Source organism: Streptomyces sp. NPDC033136 (assembly GCF_055578235.1).
In genome coordinates, this window is sequence record NZ_JBVIPD010000002.1 from 509,222 (window position 1) to 532,782 (window position 23,561).

General features: G+C 71.4%; 14 protein-coding genes and 1 pseudogene. 11 read left to right on the forward strand and 4 right to left on the reverse strand.

What is annotated here, in order from left to right; genetic code table 11:
• Positions 1-26: 26 nt before the first annotated feature.
• Entirely contained in the window at positions 27-1,133 is a 1,107-nt protein-coding gene (locus tag ACZ5TL_RS05420) for an alpha/beta hydrolase-fold protein (RefSeq protein WP_468587887.1), read from the reverse strand.
• Positions 1,134-1,226: 93 nt separating this feature from the next.
• Here ACZ5TL_RS05420 and ACZ5TL_RS05425 point away from each other — a divergent pair, with 93 nt between their 5' ends.
• From ACZ5TL_RS05425 to ACZ5TL_RS05445, 5 genes and pseudogenes are all read left to right on the forward strand, one after another.
• Positions 1,227-1,439, forward strand: a complete 213-nt coding sequence (locus ACZ5TL_RS05425) for an MbtH family protein (protein ID WP_468587889.1) — start codon at positions 1,227-1,229, stop codon at positions 1,437-1,439.
• A 9-nt stretch (positions 1,440-1,448) separates the two neighbouring features.
• Positions 1,449-3,023, forward strand: a complete 1,575-nt coding sequence (locus ACZ5TL_RS05430; protein WP_468587891.1) for an amidohydrolase — start codon at positions 1,449-1,451, stop codon at positions 3,021-3,023.
• Positions 3,024-3,074: 51 nt separating this feature from the next.
• Positions 3,075-3,590: pseudogene (locus ACZ5TL_RS05435) on the forward strand (GNAT family N-acetyltransferase); the annotation flags it as partial.
• Positions 3,591-4,193: 603 nt separating this feature from the next.
• A complete protein-coding gene (locus tag ACZ5TL_RS05440) occupies positions 4,194-6,365 on the forward strand; it encodes a SpoIIE family protein phosphatase (RefSeq protein WP_468587893.1) in 2,172 nt (723 codons plus the stop codon).
• Between the two features lie 171 nt (positions 6,366-6,536).
• Positions 6,537-9,632 (forward strand): glycosyl hydrolase, encoded by a 3,096-nt coding sequence (locus ACZ5TL_RS05445; protein WP_468587895.1) that lies wholly within the window; start codon positions 6,537-6,539, stop codon positions 9,630-9,632.
• 192 nt (positions 9,633-9,824) lie between these two features.
• Here the strand turns inward: ACZ5TL_RS05445 and ACZ5TL_RS05450 are convergent, their stop codons facing one another.
• On the reverse strand, positions 9,825-11,093 hold the full coding sequence (locus tag ACZ5TL_RS05450; RefSeq protein ID WP_468587897.1) for a cation:proton antiporter: 1,269 nt from the start codon (positions 11,091-11,093) through the stop codon (positions 9,825-9,827).
• Between the two features lie 207 nt (positions 11,094-11,300).
• Here ACZ5TL_RS05450 and ACZ5TL_RS05455 point away from each other — a divergent pair, with 207 nt between their 5' ends.
• Positions 11,301-12,386 (forward strand): TerC family protein, encoded by a 1,086-nt coding sequence (locus ACZ5TL_RS05455; protein WP_468588027.1) that lies wholly within the window; start codon positions 11,301-11,303, stop codon positions 12,384-12,386.
• 409 nt (positions 12,387-12,795) lie between these two features.
• Here the strand turns inward: ACZ5TL_RS05455 and ACZ5TL_RS05460 are convergent, their stop codons facing one another.
• Both ACZ5TL_RS05460 and ACZ5TL_RS05465 read right to left on the reverse strand, forming a co-directional pair.
• Complete coding sequence (locus ACZ5TL_RS05460) at positions 12,796-14,274, reverse strand: SulP family inorganic anion transporter (protein ID WP_468587899.1); 1,479 nt, start codon at positions 14,272-14,274, stop codon at positions 12,796-12,798.
• Between the two features lie 14 nt (positions 14,275-14,288).
• A complete protein-coding gene (locus ACZ5TL_RS05465; protein ID WP_468587901.1) occupies positions 14,289-14,870 on the reverse strand; it encodes a carbonic anhydrase in 582 nt (193 codons plus the stop codon).
• A 1,286-nt stretch (positions 14,871-16,156) separates the two neighbouring features.
• Here ACZ5TL_RS05465 and ACZ5TL_RS05470 point away from each other — a divergent pair.
• From ACZ5TL_RS05470 to ACZ5TL_RS05490, 5 genes are all read left to right on the forward strand, one after another.
• Entirely contained in the window at positions 16,157-18,475 is a 2,319-nt protein-coding gene (locus ACZ5TL_RS05470; protein WP_468587903.1) for a rhamnogalacturonan lyase family protein, read from the forward strand.
• 305 nt (positions 18,476-18,780) lie between these two features.
• The gene (locus tag ACZ5TL_RS05475) at positions 18,781-20,088 is read left to right on the forward strand and encodes an RICIN domain-containing protein (RefSeq protein ID WP_468587905.1); all 1,308 of its coding nucleotides are present in this window, start codon (positions 18,781-18,783) and stop codon (positions 20,086-20,088) included.
• A 753-nt stretch (positions 20,089-20,841) separates the two neighbouring features.
• Positions 20,842-21,192 (forward strand): NADH-quinone oxidoreductase subunit A, encoded by a 351-nt coding sequence (locus ACZ5TL_RS05480; RefSeq protein ID WP_468587907.1) that lies wholly within the window; start codon positions 20,842-20,844, stop codon positions 21,190-21,192.
• Complete coding sequence (locus ACZ5TL_RS05485) at positions 21,183-22,637, forward strand: hypothetical protein (RefSeq protein WP_468587909.1); 1,455 nt, start codon at positions 21,183-21,185, stop codon at positions 22,635-22,637. Before ACZ5TL_RS05480 ends, ACZ5TL_RS05485 begins: the two co-directional genes overlap by 10 nt.
• The gene (locus ACZ5TL_RS05490; protein ID WP_468587911.1) at positions 22,630-23,553 is read left to right on the forward strand and encodes an NADH-quinone oxidoreductase subunit H; all 924 of its coding nucleotides are present in this window, start codon (positions 22,630-22,632) and stop codon (positions 23,551-23,553) included. Before ACZ5TL_RS05485 ends, ACZ5TL_RS05490 begins: the two co-directional genes overlap by 8 nt.
• Positions 23,554-23,561: the final 8 nt, after the last annotated feature.

Sequence of the window (23,561 nt, forward strand, 5' to 3'; positions counted from 1 at the left end):
CCACACCCCCGCGGCCGGCGACGGCGCTAGTCGCGCAGCGCCCACGCCACATCCCTGAGCAGCGCATGCCGCCACCCGGCCCGGTCATGCCCCGACGCGGACCGGGACACCCGCACCCTCGCACCGGCCCGCTCGGCCAAGGTCTCCACCAGGGCGCAGTGCGGCAGCATCCGCGTCTCGTGCTCCCCGACATCGAACGCCACCCGCAGCCCCGACAGATCGCGACCCTCCCGCAGCCGGTCGGCGAGGACGCCGCCGACCGGGCCCCCCAGCGGATCGGCCCACCCCACCGCATCCGGCGTCCACCAGAACGACCCCGACTGACAGGCGACCCGCGACACCAGCTCGGGAAACTCCAGCGCCGCGTACACCGCGCTCAGCCCCCCGAGACTCTGCCCGGCGACCACCAGCCGCTCCACGTCGGCCGGCAGGCCCAACTCCGACACCAGCGGCAGCAACTCGTCCCGGACCGCCTCCCACAGCTCCGGCCGGCCCGCGAACTCCGCCTCCCGGTCCTTGGCCGGCACGAAGACGAGCGTGACGGGCGGCATCTCACCCGCGGCCACGGCCGCATCGAACGCGGTCACGGCCGGATGCAGGTACAGCCAGTCGTCCCCGTCGAGCAGCAGCACCACCGGCCCGCCACCCCCCGCCGGATGGACCCGCACCGTACGCCGCCCGCCCAGCCGCCCACTCACCCAGCGGATCCGCGCGGGCGGCAGCGGCAGCACCGCGTCGGCCCCGAGGACGGGCCAGTGCGGCTGTTCCGGGGCGTCCGGCGTCGCGACGATCGACCGGTCACCGCCCGCACCGGCCGGGTTGAGGGGGTCGGCGTACGCCGTGTCCCCCGCCAGGAACCAGTACGTCACCCGCAGCCGGGCGGGCATCCGCACCTCGGCGTACCAGCAGTCCGAGTCGGCCCACCGGCGCAAGGAGACCGGATCCGACCAGCTCTCGAACGCGATGCTCACCGGCACGGATCCACGCCACAGGAACAGCGTCACCCAGCCGCCGTCGCCGTCCGGCACGACCGCCGGGGCGCCCGCGGCGGCCCAGAACGCGTCGCTGCCAGGCCTGCCGGGCAGTCCGAACGCGGCGAAGGCGTCCTCCCTGTCGACCGCGGCCACGCGCATGAGCGTCTCCTTGTGAGAGGGAAGGGGCAAAGGCTAAGCTCCGTCAATTAGGCGAGCCTAACCTAATGCTGGCCCTTCGAGGAGGCACCGCACATGAGCACCAACCCCTTCGACGACAACGAAGGCCGTTTCCTGGTCCTGGTGAACGACGAGGGCCAGCACTCCCTCTGGCCCTCCTTCGCCGAGGTGCCCGGGGGATGGACGGTCGCCTTCGCCGAGAACACCCGCGAGGCCTGCCTGGAGTACGTCGAGACCCACTGGACGGACCTGCGTCCCCGGCCCCTCGCCATGTCCCAGGACGCCTGACCCCGGCCGATGCTGTGCACCAGGCTGACCAACGCCCGCTTCCTCACCATGGATCCGGACCACCCGGTCGCGCATGACCTGGGCATCTGGCGGGGCCGGATCGTGGGCCTCGACGAGGCCGTGACCGCCCTGCCCGCCCGCGAGGTGACCGACCTGCAGGGCGCCACGGTGCTGCCCGGGTTCATCGACGCCCATGTGCACCTGGCCTGGACGGGGCTCAAGCAGAACACCCCGAGCATCGCGGGCCTCACCCGGATCGACGACGTGCTCGCGATCGTGGCCGAGGCCGTCGCCCGCACCCGCGCGCCCGGCGACTGGGTGAGCATCGCCGGCTACGACCAGCGGGCCCTGGGCCGCCATCTGACCGCCGCCGACCTCGACCGGGTCGGCGACGGCCGCAGGCTCTACCTGCTGCACGACTCCGGGCACGGCTGCGCCGTCAACACCGCCGTCCTGGACCTGCTCCCCGCGGACACCCCGCACGAGAACGGCTTCCTCGCCGAGCAGGCCATGGGCGCCGCCCGTGCCCTGCGCCTGCCCCACTCCCAGCAGGACCTGGCCGAGGCCGTCGGCCGCGCGGCCAGCACCTGCCGGGCCGAGGGCGTCACCGCCTGCGCCGAGGCGGGCATCGGCGGCACCCTCTTCGGACACAGCCCCGTCGAGCTCGGCGCCTACCAACTAGCGCGGGACAAAGGCCTGTTGCCACTGCGGGTACAGCTCATGGTGTCCGCGGACCGGCTGCGGCCGGTCTCCGCCCACGAGACCGACGGCATCCCCCGGGCCCTCGACCTCGGCCTGCGCACCGGGTTCGGCGACGACCGGCTCTCCGTCGGCGCGCTGAAGATCTACACCGACGGCGGCATGATGGCCCGTACGGCCGCACTGACCCGCCCCTACGAAGGGCTCGACCACGCCGGGCAGTTGCAGGACGACCCGGACGTCCTCACCGACCTGATCGTGGACGGCCACCTCGCCGGCTGGCAGCTCGCCGTGCACGCGATCGGCGACCGCGCGGCCGACGTGGCCCTGGACGCCCTCGAACGTGCCCAGCGCCTGCGGCCCCGCCCCGAGGCCCGCCACCGCATCGAACACGCCGGGCTGATCCGGCCCGACCAGCTCCCGCGCTTGGCGCGCCTCGGCCTCAGCGCGGTGGTCCAGCCCGCCTTCCTGAGGTACTTCGGCGACGACTACGCCTCGATCATGGGTGAGGAACGCGCGCCCTGGATGTACAGGGGCAGGGCGTTCCTGGACCACGGCATCCCGCTGGTGGGCAGCTCCGACCGGCCCGTCGCCGACGGATCGCCCCTGCGGGCCGTCCAGTTCATGGTCGAACGCGCCTCCGCCTCGGGACAGCTCATCGGCCCGGACGAGGGCGTCACCGTCGACGAGGCCCTCCACGCGTACACTGCCGCGGGCGCCCGCGCCTGCCACTGGGAGGACAGCCTGGGCAGCCTCACCCCGGGCAAACGCGCCGACCTGGTCGTCCTCGGCGACGACCCCCGGCGCGTCGGCACCTCGCGCATCGGCGACATCGAGGTGATCGAGACGTACGTCGACGGCCGTCCGGGGCGTCCACGCGCCTGATCTCCGGTGATCTTCGGTGATCTCCGGTCCGGCAACCGAGGAAGGAACCCCTTGTTCACGGCTACGCCGCGCCCTGCCGCGCCGACGCACGCCCATCCCGCGCCGACGCACTCCGTGCGAACCGCACGCCGGGACGAGGCCGCCGCTCTCGCCGCCCTGTCCCGGCCCTTCGTCCGCTCGGGCGCGCTGCGCGAACGCCCCGTCTCCCTCTACGCCGCCCACGCGGCCGACTTCCTGGTGCTGGAGGCCCCCGACGGCACCCTCGACGGCTGCGTGGGCCTGCGCACGCACCCGGACACGCCGGGGGAGGGCCGCGGACCCGCGGGCGTCGTCTACAACTTCTGCGTGGCGGTGCGCCGGCAGGGCGGCGGAGCGGGGGCCGGGCTGCTGCGCGCGGTACTGACCACCGCCCGCACCCAGTCCCTCGACGCCCTGTTCACGGCGACCACCGGCGACGGCGCACTGTTCCTCCGCTACGGCTTCACGCCCACGACCGCGCACCGCGCGCCGTGGCCCTGGGCTCAGTCCCTGGACCCACGGCGCAACGCCCGCGTCCTGGTCAGGACGTCGTCGTACAGCCCCTCGACGTCGGTGAGCGTCACCAGCCCCTCGGCGTCGAGCGCCACGGCGAGGGCCGACGCCGCGAGACCGGCTTGATGTCGTAGACCTGCCAGTCCACACCGCTCGCCACGGGCGAGACGACCGGGCCGGCATCGCCCTCCCCAGCCCCTGCCGCTGCCCGGAAGCCCGGCGCGCGCACGTCCTGACCCTCTCACCTCCGCGCGCCGTCACCCGGCACGGAGGACCGGCCGGCGGGCCCCGGCGGCGGCCGGGGCGGGGGCCATGTGCTGATCGTGTCCGAGGCCGCCGCCCTGCTCTCCCGGACGTTCCCCCGACGTGGTGGTCGACCCGCCCTTTTCTCACGTACTGTGATTCTCCGGGCATTATCTCCCGGACCGGTCCGAATCGGCTGGTGCACGCGGCACGGGGGCCGGTCCCGGCTACGCCTCCGCGAGCCCGCCGACCCCTCCGGCAGGCTTGCATCAGGCCCTTCCGGGACATGCGACACCGGGCGGGGCATGGACCGATGCCACGCGCTCCGCGCGGGCCTGCCTCTCCTCCGGGGCGGCGGTCGGCGAGGGGCGGGACGACGACTGGGGTGAGCGAGGGTTGACACTCGAGGCACATGGCCGGGACGCGGCGCGCGGGACCGACGAGGACCTGTCGCTGCTGCTCGGCACGTCCACGGCGCTGTTCGCGTCGATGGCGGGCCCCGCGCACGTGCTGGAGGCGGCGAACCCCGCCTTCTTCGCGGCGATCGGCGACGGACGCCGGGAACGCACCGGTGTCCCCCTGGTGGAGCTCATGCCCGAACTGACCGCTCAGGGATTCATCGCACTCCTGGACCGCGTGTACCGGTCGGGGGAGCGTCACGTCGGCCGCGCCGCCCGCGTCGTTCTCGGCGTCGGCGAGTCCGCCCGCGAGGCGTACTTCGACTTCACCTACGAAGCACGCCGCGACGCCGACGGCACCATCCTCGGCGTACGGATGATCGGCGTGGAGACGACCCAGGTCGAGCACGCCCGGCGGCTCGCCGCCGAGCAGCGCGCCCTGCTCGAGCAGATCGCCCGCCAGGCACCGCTTCCGGACGTCCTGGACGGCATGTGCCGGGCGATCGAGGAACTGTCCCGCGAGGTGCTCGTCTCGGTCCTGCTGGCCGACGAGGACGGCCGCCACCTGCGCCACGGTGCGGCCCCGAGCCTGCCCGACTTCTACAACCGGGCCATCGACGGCATCCCCACCGGCGAGGGCATCGGCTCCTGCGGCACCGCCGCACACCGCCGCCGCCACGTGGCCGTCAGCGACATCGCCACCGACCCCCTGTGGGACGACTTCCGCGATCTGGCCGCACGGGCGGGACTGGCCGCCTGCTGGTCGACACCGATCCTCGCCCGTGACGGCCGGCTGCTGGGCACGTTCGCCGTGTACCACCGCACACCGAGAGCGCCCCAGGACGCCGATCTCGCCCTGGCGCGTGCCTTCGCCGACACCGCCGCCCTCGCCGTCGAACGTCACCACGCCGAACGCGCCCGGCAGCGGGCGCTCGCGAGGGAGAAGGCCGCCCGGGACGACCTCGGCTTCCTGCTGGCCGCGAGCACCGCCCTGGCCGACGGGCTGGACGAGACGCAGATCCTGGAGCGCCTGGCCTCCCTGTCCGCCCCGGCACTGGCACCCCTGGCAGCCGTCGACGTCCTGGAGGGCGGCCGCACGCGGCGGGTGGCGGCCGTGGCCCCGGCCGACTCCGCCCGCGGCCTGCTCCTCTCCCGCGCGCCGGGCCACGACGCCGTCGCGCGCGTCCTGGCCTCGGGTGTGACCGAAGTGGCACGCCGCGCCCCGACCGGCCCCGACCTCGGCGCCACCGGTTACGTCTGCGTGCCCCTCGTGAACCGCGGACGGCCCTTCGGCGCCCTCACCCTGATGTCCGCCCAGGGGCACTCCTTCGACGGCCATCGGGTCGCCCTGGCGGAGGAGCTCGCCCGCCGCGCCGCCTCGGCCGCCCACAGCGCACGTCAGTACGCGCAGCGCGCCACCCTCGCCCGTGACCTGCAGGCCGGCCTGTTGCTGCCCGGCCTGCCCGACATCCCCGGCGCCCAGCTCGCCGCCTTCTACCACCCGGCCGGCGAGGGACTGGACATAGGCGGTGACTTCTACGACGTCTTCCCCCGCGACGACGGCAGTTGGGCGTTCATCCTGGGCGATGTCTGCGGGCGCGGGGCGAGAGCCGCCACCACGACCGCCCTGGTCCGGCACACCGCCCGTGCCGTCGCGGCACTGCTCGACGACCCCGTCGACGTCGTCCAGGCAGTCGACAAGGCGCTGCACGACCGCGACGCCCACTGGGACAACGGTTTCGTGACCCTCGTCTACGGCCACCTGGAACCGGTCGCCGACGGCCTCGCCGTCCGCCTCGTCCGCGCCGGCCACACGCCGCCGCTGCTGCTGGACGTCCAGCACGGGGTGAGCACGGTGGAGGCGTCCGGCGGGCTGCTCGGCGTCGGCATCCCGCCCGGACTCAGGGCTCGCCGTTTCACGCTCCGCCCCGGTGCGAGTCTCCTCCTGTACACCGACGGCATCACCGAGTGCCGTGCCGCCGGTGCCGAGCAGTACGGAGAGACTCGTCTGACCAAGGCCCTCGCCGCGGCACCGCCGCGGTCCACCGCGGCCGGGATCGTCCGGACCGTGGCCGAGGACGTCCGCGGCTTCGCGGGCGGCAGGGATGTGGAGGACGACCAGGCGGCGCTCGTCATCACCGCGGACGAACCGGCACCACGCCGCGACTGAGCACCCTGGCACCCCCCGCCCGGCCGTACGGTCACCGGAGCGCCATCGGCGCCCGCCCGCCCGCACCCGGCCCCAGCCGCCCCTTCGAACGGATCACTGCTTCACGTATTGACCGCCCTCTACCGCGAGCCTACGTTGAGCGTCTTGAGAGCGCTCTCAGAAGGGTCGCGCATGAGATTCCGTAGACGTCTGGCGCTTCTGTCCGCGGCCGCCCTGGCCGCCACGGGCCTGGCGGCCACCGCAGGCAGCGGTGTCGCCTCCGCCGCCACCATCGAGGTCGGCAAGGGAAGCTACAGCGACGTTCGTCCGGCCGGGACACAGGGCCCGTCCGACAACGGCGGCCGGCCGGTCAAGCCCAAGGTCACGCCCGCCATGGCGGACAGGCCCGCGCCGACCAACGACTGGTGGTCCTCGCTGATCTTCCAGCGGTTCGCCGGCAACCCCTGGTCGGAGAACATGTACGGACACCCCCTCACCTACAAGGCGGTCCCCGGCGGACTGGAGGTCGGTTACCCGACCACCCATCAGATCGTCGGCGGTGGCCGCCAGTACGAGTTCCCGCACAAGGCCGACCTGACCCTCGGCCTCACGGGCCTCGACTCACCCGACGCCAAGGCGGACGGGTGGAGCGACTGGACCGTCACTCCGTACTGGAACGACGGTGCGCGCACCCTGCGGGCGACCATCGGCCACGGCCTGCCGTACGTCTACGCGGAAGGCACCGGCGGCGCGGCACGGATCAGCGCCACGGCCCCGCCGACCGTCTTCGCCGACCAGGGCAACGTCCTCGGCGTCACCATCTCCGGCCACCACTACGCGCTGTTCGCCCCGAGCGGCAGCGACTGGACCGTCACCGGCACCGAGATCCGCGCCGGCCTCGGCGCCGAGGACTACTTCTCCCTGGCGGTCCTCCCCGGCAAGGAGGCGCTCGCCGACTACGCGAAGTACGCCTTCAGCTTCGTGACCGGCTCCGAGGTCGACTGGGACTACCGGGAGGGTGACGGGGAGGTACGGGCGATCTACACGCTGACCACCGAGGCGAAGGAGGGGGAGGAGACCGGCACCCTTCAGGCGCTCTACCGCCACCAGTGGCTGCACACCTCCGACCCGCTGACCGACTACCGCTACGTCTCGTCGCGCGGCGAGATGAAGGTCCGCGAGGGCACCTCGTTCACCACCACGCAGCAGGTGAACGGCGTCCTGCCCGGGCTGCCGAGCGCCCCGGGCGTCGACAAGGCGAAGCTCAGGACCTACATCAACGACGTGCTGACACAGGGGGATCCGTTCAGCGGCGCCACCGACACCTACTGGACCGGCAAGGCCCTGGGCAAGCTCGCCCAACTCGTGCCGATCGCCGACCAACTCGGCGAGACGGCCGACCGCGACAAGCTCCTCCAGCTCATCAAGGGCCGCATGGAGGAGTGGTTCACCGTCGGCGGCCCGTCGGAGTTCTCCTACGACAAGGACTGGCGCACCCTCATCGGCTACCCCGCCTCGTACGGCAGCGATCAGGAGCTGAACGACCACCACTTCCACTACTCGTACTACGTGCTGGCCGCGGCGATCGTGGCGCAGTACGACCCCGAGTGGGCCGCCGGCTCCGAGTGGGGCGGCATGGTCGGGGAACTCATCAAGGACGCCGCCAACCCGGCCAGGGACGACACCACGTACCCGTTCCTGCGCGGCTTCGACGTCTACGCCGGCCACAGCTGGGCCGCCGGCCACGAGGCCTTCGCCGCGGGCAACAACCAGGAGTCGTCCTCGGAGTCGGTCAACCTCAGCGCGGGCCTGATCATGTGGGGTTCGGCCGTGGGTGACAAGGCGCTGCGCGACCAGGGCGTCTACATGATGACGACCGAGTCGGAGGCGATCGCGCAGTACTGGTTCGACGCCGACCAGGAGGTCTACCCCGAGGACTTCACCCACGACGCCGTCGGCATGGTCTGGAGCAGCGGCGGCGCCTACGCCACCTGGTGGACCGCCAACCCCGAGGAGATCCACGGCATCAACTTCCTTCCCGTGACCGGCGGTTCGCTGCACCTGGCCAGGGAGAAGGACATGCTCCGCCGCAGCGTGGCCGAGATGGAGAGGGAGAACGGCGGCCCGGCCGTCGAGTGGCGGGACATCTTCTGGCAGGTCCAGGCGCTGTACGACCCGGCCACGGCCATGGAGGCCTGGAACCAGGGGAACGCAGGCTACGTTCCCGAGGCGGGCGAGACCAAGGCCCACACCTACCACTGGGTCGGCACGATGAACTCCATCGGTGCGCCGGACATGACCGTCACGGCCACCACGCCGACGGCCGTCGCCTTCGGCAAGCACGGCACCAGGACGTACGCGGCCCACAACTACGGGGCCGAGGAGTGCTCGGTGCTCTTCTCCGACGGTGCCGTGCTGAACGTCCCGGCGAAGTCGAGCGCGTCCGGAGCGGGCGACGACACCCGGCTCGGGACGCTCTGCGGCGCCGCGGGCGGCGGTGAGGAACCGCCCCCGGCCGACGAGAAGCCCACCGCACCCGGCACCCCGGCCGTGACCGGCGTCACCGACACCTCCGTCAAGTTGACCTGGGGCGCCGCGACCGACGACAAGGGCGTCAAGAACTACGACCTCCTCCGCGGCGGCACGAAGGTCGCCACGGTCACCGGGACCACGCACACCGACACCGGACTGACCCCCGGCACCGCGTACACCTACAGCGTCAAGGCCCGCGACACCGCCGACCAGGTCGGTCCTGCCAGTGGCACCGTGACCGCCACCACCACCGGCGACGCCCCTCCGCCGTACGTCACGGGCGACACCTTCCACCTGCGCCCGGGCGGCACCCTCGCCACCGAGGCGGCCGCGACGGGCTCCTCCGAGACGATCCCGTCCGCCGGCGGCACGAACAACGACGGCACACCGAAGAACCCGCTCGTCTACGAGGTGAGGAACGTCAGGGGCGCCCTGAAGCCGGGCTCCGGCACGGCCTTCACGTTCAAGGTGGACGCGGGTGACTCCGTCGGACACGCCCAGCAGGCCCGGGTGTCCTACGACCTGACCGGTGACGGCATCTTCGACCGCGTCGAGACGTTCCGCTACTTCGCCACCGACCCGATTCCCGGCTGGGAGGAGTACTCCGCAGCCCGGCAGGGTCTGCACTCCGCCTCGGGCACCCTGGGCGACCTGACCGGCGGCACCGTCCGCGTGGAGGTATGGAGCGCCCTGGGCAACGGCCCGTCCACCCTCCAGGTGGGCACGGGCTCGGTCCTCACCGTCCCGTTCACCTGATCAGGGGGCCGGCTCCGTCCCGGTGGGCGCTCTCCACCGGGAGGGTCGGGCTCTGTCCGCGCACGATCGCCGAGCGGCGGCCCCCCACGGTCTTCCTCGGCATGGTGCGGGCAATGTGTACCTGACGATCGGCCCCGCTTGCGAAGGGGCTGGGGTTGCCCGTCAGCCAGGGGCATTCACGGACCCGAGAGCCTATGCACGGCCGCCGGACTCCGCATGGCGGTTTCCGCGTTCCAGACGGTTGACGGCGGGGGTCGCCATCGCCCCGTGCAGCATCACCGAGGTCACCACGGTGAAGGCCACCACGGCCCACAGCTCGCGCTCCAGTCCGCTGAAGGAGTTCTGCCCCAGCGCATAGGACAGGTAGAAGAGTGAGCCGATCCCTCGGATACCGAACAGCGATACGACCACGCGCTCCGGCCGCTCCGTTGGGCTCTTCACCTGGGCCAGCCATCCGGTGAGAGGCCGGACGACCAGCAGCACCAGGACCCCGACGGCCGCCCCGGTCAGGGTCAGGGCGGACAGGGCACCGGCGGCGAGGTACCCGCCGAGCAGGAACAGGAGAAGGGCGGTGAGCAACCGCTCGATCTGCTCGGTGAACTCGTGCAACACCTTGTGGTAGCCGTGACTGCGCTCGGCGGCACGGATGACGCACGCGGTGACGAACACGGACAGGAAGCCATAGCCGTGGAGCACCTCGGCGATCCCGTAGGACAAGAAGGTGGCTCCCAGCGCCACGAAGCCCTCCATGTGCTCGGACAGCCGCAGCGCAGGCGTCCTGGCACGGAAGAACATCCGCCCCAGCAACCAGCCGACAGCCCCGCCCACGGCCAGCCCTACGGCGCACCTGCCCAGCCCGTCGGTCAGCGCCCAACGGCCGATCCAGTCCGCGGACCACCCGGCGCCCGCCGCCGCGGCGAGTGCGACGGCCGCGTAGACGAAAGGGAAGGCGAGTCCGTCGTTCAACCCGGCCTCGCTGGTGAGTGCGAACCGCGCGTCGTCCTCGTCATGCTCGCTGCCGAGCGGCTCGCCCACCCGTACCTCCCCGGCCAGCACGGGATCGGTGGGGGCGAGCACCGCACCCAGCAGCAGGGCGACGGCGGGCGGCCAGTCCAGCAGTCCCCAGGCCAGTGATGCGACGGCCACCACCGTCAGCGGCATGGTGATGCCCAGCAACCGCCAGGTGCTGGACCACCGGCGACGGCCGAAGGGCCGGTCGATGGAGAGCCCGGCGCCCATCAGGGACACGATCACACACACCTCGGTGGTGTGCTCGACCCACAGGCGGTCGCGTACGGGGTCCACTGCCGGTACGGGCAACGGCAGGACCTGGATGAGGACGCCTGCGGCCAGAAAGATCATGGGCATGGAGAACGGCCGTCTGGAGACCACCCGGGGCAGAACAGCCGCGCCGAGCGCCCCGACACCGAGGCACAGATAGATCACGTCCGAAAGCGTCACCGCATACTCCTGCCCGCTGCAGCGCATCGAGTCCCGCCCGCCACGTGTGTATCCGCTCGGGGCGCGTCCGCCCTGGGATGGTCTGCCACAGCCTCACGCGGCAGGGCCTGGCTTCCGTCGATGGCTGGGGTCGCCCGGCGCGGTGAGATGCCGGAGACTCCTGTATGAGGGCCTGCGGCGGTGTGGGCCGTGGAGAGGGTGGCCGGTGTGCTGGAGGTCCCGCTCTGGTTGTGGGTGGTGTTCGCCGCGACGGTGGTGGTGTCGCTGGCGGTGGATCTGCTGGCCCACCGCACGGAACACGTCATCGGCTTCAGGGAGGCTGCCGCCTGGAGCGCCGTGTGGGTGGGGCTCGCTCTGGTCTTCGGCGCGGTCGTCTTCCTTGTCCTGGGTACGACGGCCGGCACCGAGTACACCACCGCGTGGCTGCTGGAGAAGAGCCTGTCGGTGGACAACCTCTTCGTCTTCGCCGTGATCTTCGCCTACTTCAGGGTGCCCCGTGCCTACCAGCACCGTGTCCTCTTCTTCGGCGTCATGGGCGCTCTCGTCTTCCGCGGCATCTTCCTGACCCTGGGCGTCGCCGTGGTCAGCCGCTTCACCGCGGTGCTCTTCGTCTTCGCGGCGGTGCTCTTCTACAGCACCTACAAGCTCCTGAAGGGCGAGGAGGAGGGCTTTGACCCCGGCAAGAGCATCGCCCTGCGGATGCTCCGCAGGGTCGTCCCGGTTCGGGACGAGTACGCGGGCATGAAGTTCTTCGTCAGGGAGGCCGGCAAGCGCGTGGCCACCCCGCTGCTTGCGGTGGTCGCCGCGATCGAGGCCGCCGACCTGGTCTTCGCTGTCGACAGCGTCCCCGCTGTGCTCGCCGTCAGCGACGACCTCTTCATCGTCTATACCAGCAACGCATTCGCCATTCTGGGTCTGCGGGCCCTGTACTTCCTGCTTTCGGGCCTGCTGGACCGCTTCCACTACCTGAACATGGGCCTGGCGGTCATCCTCGGTTTCATCGGCGTCAAGCTGGTCCTCCAGGCGGCCCACAAGACGATCAGCCCCAGCGTCCCCGAGATCCCCTCACTGGTCAGTCTCGCGGTCATCGTCGTCGTGCTGGCCGCATCCGTCGTCCTCAGCCTGCGCAGGCCCGTCCCGCCCCCGTCGGTCCCCGCACCCCCGGAGGCAGCACCCCCACGGTCGGACACTGCTGCCAGGGCCCCCGGCCCCGTCAGCTCTCCGGGCCCGGAGCGGGAGCGGGGCGAGCGTGACGGCCCGCAGGCGCGCTCTGATCGCCGGGATGACGGCTGAGCGGACGACGCGTCTCCTTCTACGACCGGACAAACTATGGTTAAAGAATGAGTAAACGCGAGCATGAGACCGGGCCTCAGGGGACGGTTGTGTGCCCGGCCTGCAAGCGGCCTCTGCGGATGACCGTCAAGAGACGGCACAAGACCCTGGGAGTCTTCGTGCCCGTGTGGGGCCCGGGCCCCTGCCACACCCCTGACTGCCCCGAGTACCTGAAGGAGCCTGAGCCCAGCCACTCCCGGGAGCGCTGACACACATCCGGCACCGGCTGATGAACGCCGTGCCGCGGGCCGCGCGTGGGGTCCGACGGTGCCGGAACCGCGTTCCCCTGCCGCACCGGTAGCTGTCGCGGCACCACAGCGCCCGCCCGTCCGCCGTCGCCCGGGCGACGACGAGGCGCTGCCGGCGGCTCTTACGGCGTCGGCGCCCGCACCGGTTCCGCCGCAGTGACCTTCACCGGTTCGGTGTCGGGGGCGCTGTGCCGCTGGGCCCAGTTCTCCAGGGCTGTGCGGCAGGCGTGGTCGAGGTGGTGCAACCCGGACAGGTCCACCTCGATCGGCCGGTCCTGCGGAAGGCCCTCCAGACTGTCGAGTATCTTCGGCAGCCGCAGGAACGTCGCGTTGCCCGACAGGTGCACCTGGATCGGCCCGGCGCCCTTGTCTATGACCTCTGTCTTCAGGTGCGACGCCTCCCAGGCGGTCTTGATCACCGCCAGGGCCAGACCGATGAGCACGCCCTCGAACATGTTCACCGCGACGATCGACACAGCCGTGACCACCAGGATCAGCGCCTCGCCCCGGTGGCCCCGCCACAGCCCGGCGATCTCGCGGAACGGGATCAGCTTCCAGCCCGCGTGCACCAAGATGCCGGCGAGCGCGGGCAGCGGGATCAGCGCCAGCGCGGAGGGCAGCGCGGCCGCGAACAGCAGCAGCCACACGCCGTGCAGCACCCGCGACGCCTTGGTCTTCGCACCCGCTTCGACGTTGGCGGAGCTGCGCACGATCACCGCGGTCATCGGCAGCGCGCCGAGCACACCGCACAGCGTGTTGCCTGCACCCTGAGCGATCATCTCCTTGTCGTACTGGGTGCGCGGACCGTCGTGCAGCCGGTCCACCGCGGCCGCGCTGAACAGCGACTCGGCGGAGGCGATCAGTGCGAAGGCGATGATCGTGCCCCAGATCGCCGGGCCGGCGAGCTCACCGAACGCCTCGGCGCCGGGCGGCTGGATGACGCCGAGCAGACCCTCCACCTCGACGGTGGCGACCGGCAGGCTGAAGGCGAGCGAGGCGACGATGGCCAGCAGTACCGCGGCGAGGGCGCCGGGCACCACCTGCGCCCTCTTCGGCATCTTCTTCCACAGTAGGATGACGGCGATCGTGCCCGCGCCGATGGCGAGCGAGGCGAGGGCCTTGGAGCTGCCGAGGGCGTCGGCGAGCGCCCCGGGCAGCCCGGCGATCTTGCCGATGCCGGTCTCCGGGGCTTTCAGACCTGCCGCCGCGTAGATCTGCCCGGCGATGATCACCAGGCCGATGCCGCAGAGCATGCCCTCGACGACCGAGACGGAGATCGCCCGGAACCAGCGGCCTATCCTGAGGAAGCCCATGGCGAGCTGCAGCAGTCCGGCCAGCAGCACGATCACGCCGAGCGAGGCCACTCCGAACTCGGTGACCGCTTCGAAGACCAGTACGGTCAGGCCCGCGGCCGGACCGGACACCTGCAGACTGCTGCCCGGCAGGAAGCCGGTGACCAGGCCGCCCACGATGCCGGTGACGAGGCCCAGCTCCGCGGGGACGCCGGAGGCGACCGCCACACCGACGCACAGCGGCACGGCGACCAGGAAGACGACGATGGAGGCGGCGAAGTCCTGCCGCAGGTAAGGGAACCTCGACATCACAGTCAGCCCCTTCACAGCGCCTCGAACGTGTCGGACTCCGCGCGGTGTTCGCGCACGGCCCCGGTGTGCACCTCGTAGTACCAGCCATGCAGCCGGAGTTGGTCCGCCCGCAGGCGCTGCTCGATGAGGGGGTAGGAGCGCAGCCGCAGCAGCTGGGTCAGGACGTGGTTCTGCACGGCCTCGGCGACCGTCGGGTCGCCGGGGTCGGAGCACGTGGGTGCGTCGGCGGCGTGTGTGAGCCAGTCGCGCACGGCGGGTACGGCGTTCAGGTCGTCGCCGCGCACCAGCGCGCCGACGGCGCCGCAATGGGAGTGGCCGCAGACCACGATGTGCCGGACGCCGAGCACCTGCACGGCGTACTCGATGGTGGCCGCCTCGCCGGAGGGGTGCTCGGAGGCGTAGGGCGGGACCACGTTGCCCGCCGTGCGCAACTCGAAGAGCTGGCCGGGTCGGGCGCCGGTGATCAGGACCGGAACGACCCGGGAGTCGGCGCAGGTGATGAACAGGACCTCTGGCGTCTGGCCGTCGGCGAGGCGGGCGAACTCCTCAGGGCGCTGTCCGAACATGCGGGCGTTGTCGATGAGGGGCTGCATGGGTGGCGACTCCTCCTGGCGCGCCGTGGGGCGCGTCGGGCTTACAGGACAGGTGGGGGACTGCTCTGCTGCTCGGCGGCGGAACCCTGAAGTCCCGCCGGGGAGGGGGCTGTTGAGGACACCTCGACGTGCGGAGGTGCGCGGTGCGGGGGTGTTGCCCCGGCTGGCCCGGCTTCGAGTCCCTGCCTCGGGAGCGGGCGGTCGGGTGCGGAGGCTGCGGCGGTGCGGTACCGGTCGCGGGTGCGCAGGGGGCTGGTCGGGTCCCCGTGGTGCCCGGCGTCCTGGCAGGTGACGCTCTCGTCGCGTGACGCCGTCCCGGAAGGCTGGACTCCAGCCTGATCATTGGCCAGGGCGTGACGTGTTGTATGCGCGGATGCGAAGGGTGCGGTGGGCGCGGAGGGCGCGGTGGGCGCGGTGGGTGCGCAAGTCCGGAGACCGAGCAGGAGGGCGGCGAGAATCGACGGCGCGGTCCGGGACGTCGCACCTCGGAGCCTCCCTCCAGGCGGTTCACAGTCTCCAGGGAATGCCAACGGTTGGTCAATGATCGACCAAGAAGCACAATAACCCTGCAAAATCGTGTGCAGGGTCAGCTTTGCGTTCCAACACCGAAGAGAGTCTGAAAGCGTGCCGTGTGTGACGCGAACTGTCTCCCGATGGACTGAAGTTGGTCACCTGGGGTCCTGGTCATGTGTTCGACGAGCCGCTGGGTGTCCCGGATCGGGCGCCGCGAGCGGGAGACGGCGGGAAGTGGCGGGAGCCGGCGGGAGACTGCCCAGGACCGGTCGGAACGCTGCTGGCTGCCGCGGCGGGATGGCTGCCCTTGACCTGCGACATCGCGGGCGGGGCGGGCGCAGAGGCTGTCGAGGTAGGACACGTTGAGGTTTTTCCGGATCTGTTGACTCTTGAGGAGGCGTCAGGACGCCCGACATGCGGCAACGCACCAGGTTCCGTCAGCTCCGGCGTCTCGCGGCAGCTTGGAGAAAGTGCTGATGAGGCCGCGATTGCCCCTACTTCCAGGGTCGGAGCAACCGATGCGCCGACGTGCGTCGGTCGCACACAGGGAGGGCCCATCGTGGCTCTGTCTCGGGGATTCCGCTTGATCCAACAGATTGTCACATTCAGTCCGTGCACAGGTCTTGCCGCTCCCGCAGGCCCCTTCTAGCCTCTGTGGGAGCGCTCCCACCTTCCCGGAATCAGACCCTCGCTCGTGCACGGCAGAGGTGAATCGTTTCATTCATTGTGCCGGGGCCCCACAGCCCTTCCCGGCCCACGTGAAGGAGCCGCACATGTCCGTCCGAAGTCTGCGAAGAACACGCGGGCCGGTCACGTTCTTGCTGGCGGCGTTACTGGCCGCCGTCTCGCTGGTCGTCCTGCCCGCGGCCGGCGCGAGCGCGGCCGTGATCGACACGTCCGCCTACTACCAACTGGTCTCACGCCACAGCGGCAAGGCCATCGACGTCTCGGAAGGCTCCACCGCCGACGGCGCCAAGGTCGTCCAGCGAACCCCTGGAACCGCCGCCAGCCAGCAGTTCAAGTTCGTCGATTCGGGCAACGGGTACTACCGGATCACGGCCCGGCACAGTGGCAAGGTGCTCGACGTCGAGGGGTGGTCCACGGCCAACGGCGCGAACGTACTGCAGTGGACGGACAACAACGCCGTCAACCAGCAGTTCGGCGTGGTCGACGTCGACAGCCAGTATGTGCAGCTGATCAACCGCAACAGCGGCAAGGCTCTGGACGTCTGGGAGCGGTCGACGGACGACGGTGCCCGGATCTCCCAGTACGACGACAACGACGGTTTCAATCAGCAGTGGCGGCTGGTGAAGGTCGGCGGCGGCAGCGAGCCGGATCCCGATCCGCCGGTCGGTGAGGCCCTGCAGATGGAGGACCTGAACCGGGGCCTGGTCTCCGTGCGTTCGGGCTCGGGCAATCTGGTCTCCTGGCGGCTGCTGGGCACCGAGAGCTACGACACGGCGTTCAACGTGTACCGCAACGGCACCAAGGTGAACGGCTCGCCGGTCACCAACTCCACCAACTACCTGGACAACGGAGCAGCGTCGGATGCCTCGTACACCGTGCGCGCGGTCGTGGACGGCACGGAGCAGCCGGCATCGGAGTCCTCGCTGCGCTTCACCGGCGGCAACTACCTCGACGTGCCGCTGTCTTCGCCCGGCTCGGGGTACACGCCGGTGGAGGCGAGCCCCGGCGACGTGGACGGCGACGGGCAGTACGAGCTGATCGTCAAGTGGGACCCGAACAACGCGAAGGACAACTCACAGTCCGGCGTGACCGGCAACGTCTACATCGACGCCTACCGGCTTGGCGGCCAGCGGCTGTGGCGCATCGATCTCGGCCGCAACATCCGGGCCGGGGCGCACTACACCCAGTTCCAGGTCTACGACTACGACGGCGACGGCCGGGCCGAGGTGGCCATGAAGACGGCGGACGCCACGCGCGACGGCCGGGGCACGGTCATCGGCAACGCGGGCGCCGACCACCGCAACTCCAGCGGCTACATCCTGGCCGGGCCCGAGTACCTGACCATGTTCAACGGTCTGACCGGCGCCGCGATGTCCACCGTCACCTACGACCCGCCACGCGGCAACGTCTCCTCCTGGGGCGACAACTACGGCAACCGCGCGGACCGCTTCCTGGCCGGCACCGCCTACCTCGACGGACAGCGCCCGTCCCTGATCATGGCCCGTGGCTACTACACCCGCGCGGTCATCGCCGCCTGGGACTTCCGCAACGGGCAGCTCGTCAAGCGCTGGACGTTCGACTCCAACGCCTCGGGCAACGGCGCCGCGTACGGCCAGGGCAACCACCAGCTGTCCGTCGCCGACGTCGACGCCGACGGCCGCCAGGAGATCGTCTACGGCTCCGCGACCATCGACGACAACGGCCGCCTGATGTATGCCACGGGCTTCGGCCACGGCGACGCCCTGCACGTCGGCGACTTCGTGCCGGGCCGCACCGGCCTGGAGGTCTTCACCATCCACGAGTCGGGCAACCAGCCCGGCTCCGACCTGCACGACGCCCGCACAGGACAGGTCATCCACCGCACCCCCACCAGTGGCTCCGAGGGACCGGGCCGCGGCGTGGCCGGTGACATATACGCCGGCAACGCGGGCGCCGAGTTCTGGGGCTCCGGACCGAACATGGGCAACCTGCGCAACGCCTCCGGCGGCAACGTCGGCCGCAACCCGTCCTCGGCGAACTTCCTCGCCTGGTGGGACGCCGACCCGGTGCGCGAACTGCTGAACGGCACCCAGATCGACAAGTACGGCACCGGCGGCGACACCCGGCTGCTCACCGGCAGCGGTGTGGCCTCCAGCAACGGCACCAAGTCCACCCCGGTGCTCTCGGGCGACCTCTTCGGCGACTGGCGCGAGGAAGTCATCTGGCGCCACTCCGGTAACAACGCCCTGCGCATCTACGCCACGTCCACCCCCACGACCACCAAACTGCACACCCTGGCCCACGACGCCCAGTACCGCACCGCCCTGGCCTGGCAGAACACCGCCTACAACCAGCCGCCCCACCCCAGCTACTTCCTCGGCGCCGGCATGACCCGCCCGCCGCAGCCCAACATTTACGTGCGCTGACGGCACCCTGCCGGAACACGGGGGAGGAACAGCACCTCCAGGTCGGCCGGGACAGCCTTCGGCTGGCCTGGAGGTCCCCGGAGTCCCCGGACCAACGACGAACGTGAAGCCGAACAGGGTGAGGACAAGACCCACATCGTCTCCCACCGAACACCTGCGCCGAAAGGCACGGGAGTCCTCACCCTTCCGATGCGCCGCAGGTGGAGCCGGAACGGCTTCCGTCAGTCCCGGCCGCCGAAGACCTGGACGCCGGCCCCCATATCGGCCGACCAACCATTCGCTTATCTCACACCAGGAGTCATCTGATGCGACGACGGACATTCCTCAGCCTGAGCGCGGCCGGAGCGACGGGCGTGGGCCTGTCCCTGCTCACCGCGGGACAGGCACCGGCCGCCGTCGGGCCGCTGGACACGGCGCCGACCACGCCGTTCGCGGTCGGCGTGCGCCGGTACAACTGGACCCGCGGCAGCCGCCCGTGCACCACCTACGTCTACTACCCCGCAACCGGCACCCCCGGCGGCAACCCAGTGACCAACGCCCCCGTCGCAGGCGGCGTCTTCCCCGTCTACAACATGACCCACGGCTACGGGAGCAGCCCGCAGAACTCCCTGTTCATCATCCGGGCCCTGGCCTCGGCGGGCTTCATCGTCCCCGCCCCGCACTTCAACCACAACTTCAACGACGTCAACAACGGCAACACCTCCAAGGACGTCTCGCAGATCCTCACCAACACCCTCGCGCTCAACGCGAGCGGACCGCTGGCCGGGCACATCAACACCGGCATCGGCGTCGGCGTCTCGGGCCACTCCCTGGGCGGCATGGTCACCCACGGTCTGCTGACCTCCTGGCCCGACAGCCGGATCGTCTCAGCCAACCCCCAGTCCTGCGTGGACATGGGCAACCCGTCCTCCTCCGTCAACGCCAAGGTCCTCTTCGTCCACGGCGACCGGGACTCGACCACGTCGTACTCCTCGGCCCGGCAGGCGTACAGCGAGATGACCTGGCCCAAGGCGTTCCTCACCTTCGTCGGCGGCAGCCACACCAGCTTCTGGAGCGACCAGCGCTTCCCGAGGACCGTCGTCGACTGGGCCCGCTGGACCATGTACGGCGACACCGCCGCACGCGACCGCCTCCCCGCTGACGCGTCCGGGTCCAACACCAGGTGGGAAGCCCAGCTGGGCGACACCCCTGGCGGCCCGGCCTACTACCGCCTGGTCGCCCAGCACAGCGGCAAGGCCGCCGACATCAGCGAGGCATCCACCGCGGCCGGGACGAGACTCATCCAGTACAGGGTCGGCAGCGGACTCAACCAGCAGTTCGAGTTCCTGGACGCCGGCGACGGCCACGTCCGTATCAAGGCCCGCCACTCGGGCCTGGTGCTCCAGGCCGCAGGCAACGAAGGCGGCGCCGACATCACCCAGCAGCCCGACACCGGCGCCGCCGGCCAGCAGTGGAGGACCGTCGACCACGGCGACGGCACGGTCAGCCTGGTCAACCGGGCCAGCGGCCTGGCCATGGACGTCTGGGAGTACTCCACCGCCGACGGAGCCCGCGTTTCCCAATGGACCTACACCGGCAACGCCAACCAGCGCTTCACGCGCCAACGCGCCTGAGCCCACCAGCGGGTGGCCCAGCTCAGGCGATCGGAGCAGGGCACCACCTATAGCCAGGCCCGGAAAACTCTGCGATCGGTCGAGGGGGGGTGTCGAGGAGAACCCGGCACTCGACACCCCCCTCATCCCGCTTGTGATCGGAATCGAGGGCATGGCGCGTTCGATGCCGCCATGATCGGTCATCAGGAAGGTCGCAGAAGGGGCAGTGTGAGCCCTCGAACACCGGGCGGCAGCTGACCGCAGATGCGTCACGCAATCCGGCTCCGGAGTTCTTCCTGGTGGCCGCCGCCGTGTCGGTGGACCTTTTCCCGGGGGCTGCGGGACCTGTCCACGGCGAACGTGCACGCGGCGGTTGCCGCCCTGGACGCGTGACACCGGACGCGGCGGCGATGACATTCCGGGTGCCTCGTCGACGGCGGGACGAAGAACCCCTTACTCCTTGCGGTGCCGGGGCACCGGCCCTCCAGCGTGGTGCATCGCCATCGAACACCGTGGCGGTGATGCTTTGGCAGATGCCGGATGGGGACGACCACATGGGCCACCGCCTCGAATGTGCCGAAGCGGTCCGGGCTCCGGTCGCACCCGCGCTTCGGTTCATCGCGCCTCCCAGGGGTACGCGCGACGCGTCGATGCGGGAAAGGGAGCGGCGCGACATGCCACGGACGGAGAGGCGAGGACGGACGTGCACAGCGGCAGTCGGGCGGGGCGCGCGGCTCCTTCCGCCCCGGACTCCGTGGTGAGCGGTGAGTCGCGGTGAGCGGTTTCACGGCTGCGTTGTCCCTGCTGGGTGTGGCTGCGCTGGCCGTCGCCGGTGTGTACGGGGCCGCGTGGGCCCTGCGGATCTCGCGCGTCTCGTCGCCCGTCATGCCGTTCGGGTCGGGGCTGGAGCCCGTCGAGCACGCGGTCAGCCGTTTTCACGTGCGCTGGTACACGGTGACCATGCTCTTCCTGGCCTTCGACATGGAGATGGTCTTCATGTACCCGTGGACGCGGGTGATCTCCGTGATGGGTGCCAGTGCGGTGATCGAGATGTTCGTCTTCCTCGCGATCCTGCTCGTCGGCGTCGTCTACGCGTGGCGTGAGGGGGTGTTTCGATGGACCTGACAGCCCTCCTGTTGCGGGCGGCCGCGACCCGGCCGCGCGTGTTGCTGGTGACCACTCCGGGCGGTACCCCGGTGCGGCTGGCCGCCGAGAGCCAGTTGCGCATGCGGGACTGGCCGCTGGCCACGACCCCTGCGGGGGCCGACCTGATGGTCGTCGCGGGCCCTGACTGCTCGCTGCTGCACCCGGTGCTGGAGCGGCTGTGGCAGGACATGCCGTGGCCGCGTGCACGCGTGCGAGCGACCGAGGCCGACGACGTGCCGTCGATGCTTGACGCCGCCTGCGCTCGGCTGGGTTCACCCGGCCGTCAGCGCGCCGAAGCCCTCCGGACCGCCCGTGAACACCGGCATCCCGGCCCCGGGCGGCCCGGCGCCACGGGAGCGGAAGGCGGGAAAAACGGTGAAGCCGGCCACGGAGGGGACGACAGCGAAGGCGGGCACGGTGGAAGCGGCTCCGGGGACGGTGGCCGAGGAGGGGGCCGGGAGAGCACCGACGCGAACCACGAAGGCCCCGACGACGACCACGCCGGCCACGAAGCCCCCCACGACAGGCCGGAGCACGGTGACGACCGCCATACGGACCAGAGAGCGGACCGGAGCGGCCACGACGAACACGCGGGTCACGGCGGCGGCCACGGTCACGGGAACGGGGAGATGGAGATGCCGGGCGGCCTGCCGATGGCCGAGCGGGGTGAGGATCGCGACGGCTTGACACTGGACCGTCTGCATGTGCCGCTGGGGCCGTTTCTGGCCGACTGGCCCACGGGACTGACCCTCCGTGCAGTGCTGCAGGGTGACGTCATCCAGCAGGTCGACCTGGAGGAGCCACTCGCCGACGGGTCGGTTGCCCCCTTCTGGGCTCGACCGTGGCTGCGGGCTGCGGCAGGCGAGCCGGTGACCAGGGGTGCCGCCGCCCGGCGGCGGGCGGCGGCACATCTGGACAGCCTGGGCCGACTGCTGTCGGTGGCGGGCTGGCCCGCCGAGGCGGTGACCGCGCGGCGCCTGCGGGACGACCTGCTGGCGGAGGCGCCTGTCCGGGTGCTCCTGCCACGCGTGGAGCGCTACGCCCGGCGGGTCGGACGGTCATGGACCCTGTACCGGCTGACGCGCGGTGTCGGCCCGCTGAGCGCGGCCGACGCCCGGGCCGCGGGCGTGAGCGGACCGGCCGCCCGGGCGGGCGGGGACGTGCCGGCCCGTTACCGGCAATGGCTCACCGACGTCGTGCACGACGTGCGGCAGTTGGACGACACGGCTCCGCTCGATCCTGTGGGGGAGGAGAGCCCGCGCGGCCGGTGGGCCGCGGAGCGCCCGCCGTCGGCCGCCCTGAGGGGAGTGCTCCCCGGCCTGCTGGTGGGCGCCGAGCTGGGCGCCGCCCGTCTCGTCGTCGCCAGTCTCGATCCGGATCCGGACGAACTGGCCGTCCGTCCGGCGGAGGTGGCCCGTGGTTGAGGCGGGGGCGTGGTGGACGGTGCTGGCCGCTCCCGCGATGCTGCTCGGTTTCGCGGTGATGGCGAGGGTCGGCGACGCGGCGCTGGACGCCCGCGGCGCGGGCCGTCCGGTCACCCCCGGCACCGTGCTGCGGCCGCTTCTCGCCGTGCCGCGTGCGCTGCTGTCGCAGCCACGGCGGTTGCCCGCGCCGGACCGGTTGCTCTGGCGGTTGGGGGTGGTCACGGTGCCGGTGGCCGCGGTGCTGTCGACGCTGGGAATCCCGTTCGGCAACCACGTCGTCGCCGACCTGCCGGTCGGGGTGGTGTGGTTCAACGCCATGGAGGTGCTGACCTGGGCCGGGCTGTGGCTGGCCGGCTGGGGACCCAACGCCGCCTTCTCCCTGGTGGGGGGCTACCGCTTCCTCGCACAGGGACTGGCGTACGAGCTTCCGCTGATGTTCGCGCTGATCTCGGCCGCCACCGCTGCCCAGTCGCTGCGGGTCACGGACATCGCCGGCGCCCAGCACGACCTGTGGTTCGCGGTGTGGATGCCGTTCGCCTTCGTCCTCTACCTGGCCGGTGTGCTCGCCTTCAGTTTCCTGGGTCCCTTCGCCTACCCGGCCGGCCGTGACGTGGCCGGCGGTGTGCTGGGGGAGGCGTCCGGGGTGGACCGGCTGCTGCTGCAGGCCGGGCGGTGGTTGTGGCTGGCGGCCGGGGCGGCGATGGCGGTACCGCTGTTCCTGGGCGGCGGCGCCGGACCGGGGCTGCCGGACTGGGCCTGGTCGCTGGTCAAGACGCTGCTGGTGCTGGGGCTGCTCGTGTACGTGCTGCGGCGCCTGCCGGTGGTCCGCGCCGACCGGTACATGGAGCCGGCCTGGGTGGTGCTCATCCCGCTGGCCGTCGTCCAGGCCCTGGTACCGGCACTGGTCAACCTCTAGGAAAGGAA